General features: G+C 57.5%; 10 protein-coding genes and 1 tRNA gene. 6 read left to right on the top strand and 5 right to left on the bottom strand.

Features of this window, described 5'->3' with window-relative positions; translation table 11 throughout:
• The first annotated feature begins 37 nt into the window (after positions 1 to 37).
• The 3 genes from ACQZ5M_RS10350 (at position 38) to ACQZ5M_RS10340 (ending at position 1580) form a co-directional block, all read left to right on the top strand.
• On the top strand, positions 38 to 946 hold the full coding sequence (locus ACQZ5M_RS10350) for a DUF429 domain-containing protein (protein WP_449079666.1): 909 nt from the start codon (positions 38 to 40) through the stop codon (positions 944 to 946).
• 63 nt (positions 947 to 1009) lie between these two features.
• Positions 1010 to 1108 (top strand): hypothetical protein, encoded by a 99-nt coding sequence (locus ACQZ5M_RS10345; protein ID WP_449079665.1) that lies wholly within the window; start codon positions 1010 to 1012, stop codon positions 1106 to 1108.
• A gap of 157 nt (positions 1109 to 1265) precedes the next feature.
• Complete coding sequence (locus ACQZ5M_RS10340; RefSeq protein ID WP_234634312.1) at positions 1266 to 1580, top strand: hypothetical protein; 315 nt, start codon at positions 1266 to 1268, stop codon at positions 1578 to 1580.
• A gap of 220 nt (positions 1581 to 1800) precedes the next feature.
• Here ACQZ5M_RS10340 and ACQZ5M_RS10335 read toward each other — a convergent pair whose 3' ends face one another.
• The 3 genes from ACQZ5M_RS10335 to ACQZ5M_RS10325 all read right to left on the bottom strand — a co-directional run bounded on the left by ACQZ5M_RS10335 (position 1801) and on the right by ACQZ5M_RS10325 (position 4655).
• Entirely contained in the window at positions 1801 to 3876 is a 2076-nt protein-coding gene (locus tag ACQZ5M_RS10335) for a DUF6538 domain-containing protein (protein ID WP_449079664.1), read from the bottom strand.
• A 158-nt stretch (positions 3877 to 4034) separates the two neighbouring features.
• Positions 4035 to 4108, bottom strand: a tRNA-Gln gene (locus ACQZ5M_RS10330).
• 109 nt (positions 4109 to 4217) lie between these two features.
• Positions 4218 to 4655 (bottom strand): Lrp/AsnC family transcriptional regulator, encoded by a 438-nt coding sequence (locus ACQZ5M_RS10325; RefSeq protein WP_449079663.1) that lies wholly within the window; start codon positions 4653 to 4655, stop codon positions 4218 to 4220.
• A gap of 132 nt (positions 4656 to 4787) precedes the next feature.
• On the opposite strand from ACQZ5M_RS10325, the gene rocF reads away from it, so the two are divergent.
• Together rocF and ACQZ5M_RS10315 are read left to right on the top strand one after the other, a co-directional pair.
• Positions 4788 to 5708 (top strand): arginase, encoded by a 921-nt coding sequence (gene rocF / locus ACQZ5M_RS10320; RefSeq protein ID WP_449079662.1) that lies wholly within the window; start codon positions 4788 to 4790, stop codon positions 5706 to 5708.
• 13 nt (positions 5709 to 5721) lie between these two features.
• Positions 5722 to 6810: an ornithine cyclodeaminase gene (locus tag ACQZ5M_RS10315; protein ID WP_449079661.1), complete on the top strand. Its 1089-nt coding sequence runs from the start codon at positions 5722 to 5724 to the stop codon at positions 6808 to 6810.
• Here ACQZ5M_RS10315 and ACQZ5M_RS10310 read toward each other — a convergent pair.
• A complete protein-coding gene (locus ACQZ5M_RS10310; protein ID WP_296020645.1) occupies positions 6805 to 7689 on the bottom strand; it encodes a DMT family transporter in 885 nt (294 codons plus the stop codon). The genes ACQZ5M_RS10315 and ACQZ5M_RS10310 overlap by 6 nt on opposite strands.
• A 231-nt stretch (positions 7690 to 7920) precedes the next feature.
• Here ACQZ5M_RS10310 and ACQZ5M_RS10305 point away from each other — a divergent pair, with 231 nt between their 5' ends.
• Positions 7921 to 10203, top strand: a complete 2283-nt coding sequence (locus ACQZ5M_RS10305; protein ID WP_449079660.1) for a heavy metal translocating P-type ATPase — start codon at positions 7921 to 7923, stop codon at positions 10201 to 10203.
• A gap of 80 nt (positions 10204 to 10283) precedes the next feature.
• Here the strand turns inward: ACQZ5M_RS10305 and ACQZ5M_RS10300 are convergent, their stop codons facing one another.
• Positions 10284 to 10745 carry a molybdenum cofactor biosynthesis protein MoaE gene (locus ACQZ5M_RS10300; protein WP_296103383.1) on the bottom strand — a complete coding sequence of 154 codons (462 nt, stop codon included), beginning with the start codon at positions 10743 to 10745 and terminating at the stop codon, positions 10284 to 10286.

Below are 10745 nucleotides of genomic sequence, written 5' to 3'. Positions count from 1 at the left end.
ATAGGCATGCGACCGATCATGAGAAGCGGAGAGCAGGATGCGCGTCGCGGTTGTCGCCCATTGCGATTGGAGCATGGACCAGAAAAAGCGATGGATGGCTTTGGCTATCAAACACGGCAGACACTGGCATGTCCAGTCTCCTGAACTCGTCGGCGACAAGTCGATCCTGTTTGACCGGCTGCAGCGTCGCGCCGTCGATCAGGGTGCGCTTCTCATCGGCTTTGACTTCCCGATCGGTCTGCCGGAGGCCTATGCACGGGCAGCAGGCGTCGGTTCTTTCCGGGAGGCACTGACACTATTCGGGTCGGGAATCTGGTCTGACTGGTATAGTGTCGCCGATCACCGCGATCAAATCTCGCTGCATCGCCCGTTCTATCCCGTCCGCCCGGGTGGCACGGCACGTGTCCATCTGTTCGATGCGCTTGGGATTTCTGGTGCGTCATCGCTCCTGCGTGTGTGCGAACGGGCGACCGCCGATCGGCAGGCGGCCTGCATGCTGTTCTGGACGCTTGGCGGCAATCAGGTGGGCAAGGGTGCGATCTCGGGATGGCGGGAAATCATCATTCCGAGCTTGGACCAAATCGGCTTGTGGCCGTTCGATGGAAGCTTGGCCGAGCTCGCCAACAGCAAGCCAGTCATCGTTGCAGAAACTTATCCTGGCGACGTGTACCGTCAGATCGGCATGCCACGGACTGGATGGAGCAAGCGGCGTCAGGCAGACCGGATTGTGATGGGACAGAGTATCTTGCCTTGGCTCGCAGCGCGGCCGCAACTCGATGCAGATTTGCTTCTGCCCTTCATTGACGATGGCTTCGATGCTGTGGTCGGACTGCTGGGTATGCTTGATGTCGTCGATGAGCGGCGCGGTGAAGGCATCCCAGCACTTGATGCCGTTCGCAAATGGGAAGGCTGGATCCTCGGACACCACCGGGATGATGTGACGTGATTTGAGATGTCGTGTGACACCTTGTCGGCAACTCACATCAAGTCTCCGGCAACGTGAAACAAATTGCGCTCATTTGATTCCGAACACAGGATTTTTGGTTCGGAACTCGAATACGTTGATTCATCAACGCTGTTCGCGGCCGAACAGGTCGTTTTGACGTGAGATAACGTGCCCGCAACTCGAAACAAATTGCGGTCATTTGATTCATTGCTCCGCGCCGTCGATTCACAGTTCGAGATTTCCGATTCAGCCGAACAAGGCTTGCGCCGGCAGGCCGGTCCCCTGACCATAGAGGAGGTTGAGGATCGGGAGGAGCGCCATGAATCAGAAGGTAGCAAGGCAGCGACAGAAGGCACTTCGTGATGCCAACAGAAGGGCGAAGCGGCCTGACAGAGATGACGTCGCGAGAGTGGCGCTGTTCTGGCTGATCCGGCGGGCGATCGACAAGGATCAGCAGATGGAACTCGAGAAGTTCCAGAATAAGATCGTCTCAATGTTGACGGATCAGGGGTTCGATGAGCGCGAATGCGATGCGGTGTTCGACGATCTTGTCGCCAAGTATCGGACAGGCGGCTCACCGTTTCGTAGGAAAATCCACCTGATCTATCCCGATGGCGCCGACGATGAGGTCTGAGCGTCCGCTCTCTACTTGGTCTTTCGGTGTCGGAGCCGCTTGCTCGACGAGGCCGACCCAACGCCTAACGGCGTTTGATGGAATGACGACTTCTCCCCCCATTACTTCGTAAAACGCCGTTTGATTCTGAATCGGATTTCCAGAGTTCGAAACCGAGCTGAGCTCGGTGTCGCATTACCAGCCGAACACAGTCCGAGCGGAAATCATTTCCGCCCGGTCTTCACTTCTTGCCTTCTCGCGCCCATGGCGGCGGCTGCTTGTTCTCGATCCATGGCAGAAGTTGCAGCGGCTTCGGTTCGATGGTTGACGTAACGATCGGATAGTGCTTGAGGGCGCCGCGCATCAACGGAAGGCCAGCCGGATTTGTGTATCGCGTATTCGTTTCACTGCCCTCGCTCAATCGCCCGGAGATGTCATCGATCACTTCAGACGAGACGCCGGCCTGCTTCAGGGTGTCCGCCATCCCGTGGCGAAGGGCATGAATGGCTCGCTCCCACATTTTTTCGCCGAGCGCGCCCCGCATGATAGGGATGAAAGTGTCGTAGAAGCGGTCTCCCGGATCGTTATCCGTCTTATCCGAGAACAGGTCAGGGAAGAGAGCTTCGTAGCCTAGTCCCTTGATCGCCTGATAGTAATCGAGGAAGCCCAATCGGATCAATTCGTCGGGCATGGGCAGCAGTCTTTTTGATTGCGCGGTCTTCAATCGCCTGATGCCATTGTTGCGAAGGAGGATGACATATCCGTCTTCGTCCTTCGCAATGTCGTCGACGGAAAGTCCTGCGAACTCTTTGCGTCGAGGCCCCAGGTAAGTGAACAGGATCGGCAGGTAATAAAGCGAATCATGGAAAACTTGGCTCCCCGGTTTTCTTCGTTTTCCGCGCAGATGATCCAGAGAGCCAGTGTAGACGGTGCTCGAGAAAATCGGAGCGATGTCTTCCGGCTTCGGTTTGTATTGCTGGTGACGGATGTCTCCTGTTTTGGGCTTTCGTGGACGCAGGCCTTCAAAGGTCCAGTTTTCGATTTCGAACCCGTGGCCTTTCAGATGCTTCAGAAAGTGCTGTAGATTTCCGAAGTGCTTGCGGATCGTTCCTGGAGCCAGACCAACCTTCGCCTTGGTTCCTGAAATCTCCGCAGCCTTGCGCAGCTTGTCGCCTTCCACACGAAGTTCCGGCGCTGACATGACGCGCATCCTGCTGCTTCTACCCCAGTCCGTTGGAATGTGATTGAAGTGCTGGCGCAACTGTCCAATGTGATATTGTTCGATCTGCCCGGAATGCTCTACCCCATGCTCGATGAGCACCGACTTGAACATCCGAACCAGCGCCATGGCATCCCGCCCGGTTTCAGTTGTCCAATCCTCGCCCATGTTGTCGATGAGCTTCTCACACTCCTGCTCGAAGTCGGCAATAGGAACGACCCTCTGCTCGGCACTGGGAGCTTTCGGCTGTGCCGTGATTTTCTCCGGGCGCGGTGTGAGATCCAGATAAGCGACGCCCGGTTCTCCTGAAATGATCTGTAAAGCCGATAAGGACGATTGTTCATCGTGCCGCGTCGGCGGCTCAGGCGCTGCAGTTTCAGGAACGAGAACCTCGGCAATCGGCATGATGGCTCTTTCGCCGCCCGTGAACTCGCTCTGGCTTCTGTCGACAAGCTCGTGCCGCTCATCAATGTCGAGGAGGGCAGCAGCGCGACCCTCAAAGATCTTCGACATGGCGCGCTGACGATTAGCGACAGTGTCGTCGATTTCGAAATTGTAGATCAGTCGCCGGATGCTGTCTTCAAACCCCGGGCTGCGCGCGATCGCCAGTTCGCCGCGGTAGTTCGCCCTGATGGCGTCGATGTGCGAGATCGGGACACGGTTGTTGAGGAGATAGGTTAGGCCCGCGCAACCGCTCTCCAGCGTCAGCTCCGTCCGGCTCCCGAACTTCGCGACGAGCTGACAGGCCCAACCGGCCTCGAGATCGAGTTCCATCTCCTCGACATTCCCGCCACGGCCGTTGCGCCGGGCAAGCGTATTGATCTCGTCGAGTCGCTCGAGTTCCTTGTCACGCTCATGCTCGAACAGTTTCTGAAGCTGTTGCTTGGACATCATTTCCTTCGAGTTCAACTTCAATTCGGCCAGTCGCGTGTTGAGCTTCCGGCCAATGATCTGAGCCCTTCTATGGTCGGAACAATGAAGGCTGAGTGAAAGGCGGCTACCGGGACCGCAGTTGATGAGAGCGGCCGGGACGCGTGGCCGCCAATAGAAGATGTTTCCGCGGCGGATGAGATTCTCGACCTCGTGGCGCACAGCCATGACGAACAGACCCTGTATCGAGCCCGAAGGTTCGACCGCGCCGAATTCGGCTGGGCATCACCTTTGGGCATCAGTTCTGGGCATCAGGTCGCCAATGATGCCAAAACGATATCCGGCACGACTGGAAAATCAAGGAATTAAGGGCTTTTCGGGAGAATTGGCTGGGGAACCTGGATTCGAACCAAGATCGACGGAGTCAGAGTCCGCTGTTCTACCATTGAACTATTCCCCAACTTCGAAGAGCGCCGGGCGCTTTCGTTTGGTGGGTCGTCATATAGATGATTTGGTTGGCTATGCAAGCCGAAAAATGCATTTTTCCCAAAGCTTATTCTTCGGCCGTATCAAAGCCTTGCTTTCGTGGACCTTTGTGTCGAAAGGATCAGGCTGGTCTCGCTGCCGGTGATGCCGGGAACAAGGCGTATGCGGCGCAGCACAGCGTCGAATTCGCTCAGCGTTGCCGCGCTCAGTTCGACGATCAGATCCCATCGCCCGTTGGTGGAATGGATTTCGGAAACCTCTGAGATGCCGCCAAGGGCGCGGATGACGCGGTCGGTGACGTGGCCTTCGATTTCTATCATCATAATGCCGCGTACTGCATTCGCTACTGCATCCGCCCGAAGGATCACGGTGTAGCCGATGATCGCGCCGTTTTGCTCCAGCTTTTCCATTCTGGTGCGGATGGTGGCCCGGGAAGCGCCGGTTTCAACCGCAAGGTCCGATATACTTCGTCTGCCGTTATGGCGCAGAAGGGTGATGAGCTTTTCGTCGAGATTATCCATACGGATAGCCTTATATGGCAGGTTTATTAAACATAATGATAAGCCAATCGCAGAAATTTGCCAATCAGTGCTGTTCATTCTGCCATCTTGATGTGGTGTCATGTCTCAAGGTTTCGAAAGCTGGAGATAGCGATGGACTGCAAGTTGATCGGAGTGCCTCTGCAGATTGGTGCAGGGCAGTTGGGATGCGAGATGGGACCGAGTGCTCTGCGCATTGCCGGCTTGAAAGCCGCGCTTGAGGAGCTTGGGCATGATGTTGCCGATCTTGGCAATGTGGCGCTCGCACCGTTGCGCGATCTTCAGCATCCGAACGCGGCCGTACATCATTTGTCTGAAACAGTCGCCTGGACCGAAACGCTGATTGAAACCGCCTATCGGGAAAGCGCGGACGCCATGCCGATTTTCCTGGGCGGCGACCACGCGCTTTCTGCCGGCACGGTTGCCGGGCTATCGCGCCGGTCTACCGAGCAAGGACGTCCGCTCTTCGTTCTTTGGCTGGATGCGCATACCGATTTTCATACGCTTGAAACGACACGTAGCGGTAATCTGCATGGCACACCTGTCGCCTATTATACCGGCAGAACTGGTTTTGAAGGGTATTTCCCGCCGCTCACACACCCCGTCGATCCGGGCAATGTCTGTATGATCGGAATTCGAAGCGTCGATCCGGCCGAGCGTGCGGCGCTCAAGGATTCCGGCGTTACAGTGCATGACATGCGCATGATCGACGAGCATGGCGTGGCGGTCCTGCTCAGAGATTTCCTTGCAAGGGTCGAGGCTGCAAACGGGATGCTGCATGTCAGCTTCGATGTCGATTTTCTCGATCCGTCGATTGCGCCAGCAGTTGGCACCACGGTGCCCGGCGGGGCGACCTTCCGCGAGGCGCATCTGGTGATGGAGATGTTGCACGATAGCGGTCTCGTCAGCAGCCTCGATCTCGTTGAGCTCAACCCGTTTCTGGATGAGCGTGGGCGCACCGCAACCCTTATGGTGGATTTGACCGCAAGCCTGATGGGCAAGCGTGTTCTCGATCGGCCCACGCGTGCAGGGTAAGGAGGAGAGGATCATGACCGCTATGGCAAAACTCAACGTCGTTCCTTTCGTCAGCGTCGACCATATGATGAGGCTGGTGCTGAAAGTGGGTATCGATACCTTCCTGCGTGAACTCGCGGACGTCATCGAAGAGGATTTTCTGCGGTGGGAGAGCTTCGACAAGACACCACGTGTTGCCTCTCACTCACGCGAGGGCGTGATCGAGCTTATGCCGACGAGTGACGGCACGCTTTACGGCTTCAAATACGTGAACGGCCATCCGAAGAACACCCGTGAGGGTCGCCAGACGGTTACGGCTTTCGGCGTTCTTTCCGATGTCGGCAACGGCTACCCGATGCTCCTGTCCGAGATGACGATCCTGACAGCGCTTAGAACGGCTGCCACCTCGGCGGTTGCCGCAAGGCATCTGGCAAGAGCGGATGCGCGGTCCATGGCCATCATCGGCAATGGTGCACAGAGCGAGTTTCAGGCGCGCGCGTTCAAGGCAATTCTCGGTATAGATCATTTGCGACTTTATGACATCGACCTCGATGCCAGCCGCAAATGTGAAGCCAATCTACGCGGGTTGGGCTTCTCGATCACGATCTGTGACAGTGCCGAGCAGGCTGTCGAGGGCGCCGATATTATCACCACGGTTACCGCAGATAAGCAGTATGCCACGATCTTGACGGATAATATGGTCGGCCCGGGGGTGCACATCAACGCAATTGGGGGCGATTGTCCCGGCAAGACGGAATTACACCGCGATATTCTGCTGCGCTCGGATATCTTCGTCGAGTATCCGCCGCAGACTCGCATCGAGGGCGAAATCCAGCAACTGGACGCGGATCATCCGGTCGTTGAACTGTGGCAGGTTATGGGGGGCAGGACTGCCGGTCGCACAGATGAGCGACAGATCACGCTTTTCGATAGTGTCGGCTTTGCCATCGAGGACTTTTCAGCGCTGCGCTATGTGCGCTCCAAACTGATGGAAACCGGCCTGTTCGATGAACTGGACCTTCTCGCCGATCCGGACGAGCCGCGCGATCTTTATGGCATGCTGCTTCGATGCGAAGCGGCGATGTCCGTCACTGATACGAACAAGCAGGCCGCACTGTCATAGTCCTTGAAGTCGGCGTTTTCTGGCGGTGAGTTGCTCGCGCCAGATGGTGAAGAGACCGGCTGCGATAACGATGATGGCGCCGACGACCATATGGGCGGTCAACACCTCGCCATAGATCGTAACGCCGACGATGGAGACCAGCACAAGCTGATAGTAGGAGAAGGGCTGCACCGTTGCCGCATTGGCCACTTCGAAGGCTCGGATCAGCAAGTAGTGGCCGCTCATGCCAGTGATACAGAGTGCAAGCATCCAAAGCCAGTCATGCGGCGCCATATTGACCCAATAGAACGGGCCAACGAAGGTCAGCGCTACCGCGCCGGCGACGCCTGTGTAAAAGAAGCTGGTCATCGACGTATCGTCGCGGCTGGCAAGCCGGGTCAGGACACTGTAGAGCGCCAGCATGAACGCGGCGACAAAGGTCAAGAGCAGCGTCAGGTCGATGCCGGTTTCGCCGGGATTGATGATGATCAAAACACCGGCAAAGCCGACGAGGATGGCACACCATCGTCGCCACCCCACTTTTTCGCCCAACATCGGCACCGATAGTGCCGCGACGATCAGAGGAATGCAGGCAAAGATCGAATGGGTGTGGGCAAGGCCCACCAGCTTGAACGAAAAGATCGAAAGAACGATCTGGGCGGCCAGCAGCACACCCCGGCTGATCTGCAACCAAAGCCGTTTGGACTGCATGGTCGCCTTCAGCCCGTCGCGAGAGCGTGCGGCGAGGATGACGGCAAAGACCGCAAACGCCCAGTATCGCACCATCACGACGAAGACGGGCGGATAGTACTGGCCGAGATGTTTGGAAATGCCATCCTGCACGGCAAATATTGTGAATGCCCCAAGGGCGTAAAGAAGTCCGGTGGATTGGCTGGGCATCGCTCTCTCTCGGCATATCGGCGGGAGGGAGGACATGCCGATAGTCTGATCACCGAACAATCTAACGAAAAATGACGGGGCGGAAAGGTCCGATTGAATCTCTTCCGTTCCCTCGCTCCTGTATGTGCGGCGCGGTCTGCAACGAATGCTGCGCATAAATCTCATTTTTGCTCTTGTAGCTCTAGTGGCTAGAGGTCGTAAGACGTGTGCAGCATGAAAGGGACCCATCGGATGAGCACGGACTTACAGACCAGATTTCGGATCGGCGGCATGGATTGCGCATCTTGCGCGAGCAAGATCGATACAACCGTTCGGCGCATGCAGGGCGTGGAAGATGTCTCGGTTTCGGTCACCGCGGGAACGATGAGCATTCGCCACGATCAGACGAGCGATCTTGACGCCATCGGGAAGAAGGTTCGTGGTCTTGGCTATTCAGTCGAGCGCTTGGTGGCAGGCCACGCTGGTAATATGACAACGCCGGATCGTCATGTGGCCTGCTGCGGCGGTCATGCGCATGATCATGCGGGTGATGAGGATCATACGCATTGCGGTCAGGTTCACGACCACGATAGCCGTGAACATGGCAAGCACGATCATATCGATCGTGCCGCCGCTGTAGAGGGATTGCATGGCCACGACCATGGGGCGAGCGAAGGCCCATGGTGGAAGGGCAAGAAAGGCCGCGCAATGCTGTTGGCGGGTGCTTCGCTGGTCACGGCTTATGTGATCGGTCATCTTGTGCCGCCCATCCAGCTTTATGCTTTCGCCGCAGCCATGCTGGTTGGCTTGGTGCCGATTGCGCGCCGAGCCGTCATGGCAGCGCTTGCCGGCACGCCTTTCTCTATTGAAATGCTGATGACCATTGCTGCCGTCGGCGCGCTGGCGATCAACGCCACGGAAGAGGCGGCGGCTGTCGTCTTCCTTTTTTTGGTGGGCGAATTGCTGGAAGGTGTGGCAGCCGGAAAGGCTCGTGACAGCATCAAGTCTCTCTCCGCTCTGGTTCCGAAAACTGCATTGCTGGAAGAGGCGGGCAAAACCAATGAGGTGCCAGCCGAAAGCCTGCAGATCGGCGCGATTATCCTCGTTCGTCCGGGTGATCGCATATCGGCAGACGGTGTCATCGTGTCTGGCGATAGCGCCATCAACGAGGCTCCAGTCACGGGTGAGAGCGTACCGGTTCAAAAGAATGCCGATGACAGCGTGTTCGCTGGAACGATCAATGGCGATGCCGTATTGCGGGTCCGTGTCACGGCAGCCGCTGCCGATAACACCATCGCACGCGTGGTTAAGCTGGTGGAGGAGGCGCAGGAAAGCAAAGCGCCAACCGAACGCTTCATCGATCGCTTCTCTAAATATTATACGCCGGGCGTCGTGGCCGTCGCAGCACTTGTGGCCCTTACACCGCCGCTTCTCTGGGGGGCGAATTGGGATGAGTGGATCTATAAAGGGCTCGCTATTCTCCTGATCGGTTGTCCATGCGCACTCGTTATCTCGACACCTGCGGCCATTGCCGCCTCGCTCTCGGCGGGCGCTCGCCGAGGTTTGTTGTTGAAAGGCGGGTCTGTCCTGGAAGGGCTCGGCCGCTTGACGGCGGTGGCGCTCGACAAGACGGGTACGCTGACGGAAGGCAAGCCTAAGGTCACGGAGATCGTATCGTTCGAGTTGTCAGAAATTGAGATCCTGCGTCTGGCCGCCGCGCTCGAAACGGGCTCCAGCCATCCGCTTGGGATTGCCATCTTGGAAAAGGCATCGGTAAGCCAGATCGTGGTGCCGTCCGTGAGTGAGGCCAAGGCGCTGGGCGGCAAGGGCGTCTCGGCAACCGTGGAAGGACACTCGGTCTTTCTTGTATCGCCGAAAGCCGCATCCGCGCTGGTCGATATTCCACTCGCGCACCAGAACACCATCACGGCACTCAATGATGAAGGCAAGACAGTGTCGGTGCTCATTGTGGATGGCAAGCTTGCGGGTGCAATCGCCATGCGCGATGAGCCACGTGCGGATGCCGCGGATGGTCTGAAGGCGCTGGAGGATGCGGGCGTCAAGGTCGTCATGCTGACGGGCGATAATGCTCGCACGGCAAGTGCTATCGGCAAAGCGCTCGGCATCGAAGTGCGTGCTGACCTTCTGCCGGAAGACAAACAGCGTATCGTCGGTGAATTGAAGGGCCAGGGCTTTGTTGTCGGCAAGGTTGGAGATGGCATCAATGATGCGCCCGCTCTTGCTGCTGCGGATGTCGGCATCGCCATGGGTGGCGGAACGGATGTGGCGCTGGAAACAGCGGATGCAGCGATCCTGCATGGCCGCATCGGCGATGTGGCGAGGATGATCGATCTTTCCAAACGCACGATGCGCAACATCTATCAGAATATTGCGATCTCGCTCGGTCTTAAGGCCGTCTTCCTCGTCACCACCATCATAGGCGTGACCGGCCTGTGGCCTGCAATTCTTGCCGACACAGGAGCCACCGTGCTTGTCACGATGAATGCGCTACGCCTGCTGAGAGTGGCGAAGTAGGGAGCCACCCGAAACGAGCGGCTATCCGTGTCTCAGGCTTCGCATCCGCGATGTCTGAGCTCGTTGGTGAAATTAAGACCTTAACGCCACTTTTCCTTGGCGCTCTCATCGGCGTCTTTTGCCGACACCCAAGTGCCCGCAGTCCCATCCGTCGCGTGCTCCTTCTTCCAGAAGGGGGCGGCGGTCTTCAGATAGTCCATGACGAAATTGGCACCATCAAAGGCGGCTTGGCGGTGGGACGAGGCAGCGATGACAAGGACGATATTGTCGCCGGTGGTGATCTTGCCATAGCGATGGATGACGGTCAGTCCTCGAAGGTCAAAGCGCTCTATGGCGAGCGTGGCGATGCGCATCATTTCCGCTTCCGCCATCCCGGGATAATGTTCCAGCTCCAGCGCAGATAGAGCGCCACCTTCATCGCGGCAGAGACCCGTGAAGGTAACGAGGGCGCCGATCCCAGCGTCGTTGCTGCTGAGCAGTTTGGCTTCCGCCGCGGTGTCGAAGTCTTGGGCCTGCACGCGGATGGTCGGGGTAACACCCAT

The organism is Rhizobium sp. 22-785-1 (assembly GCF_053521965.1).
This window is presented reverse-complemented; position numbering and strand designations above follow the sequence as displayed.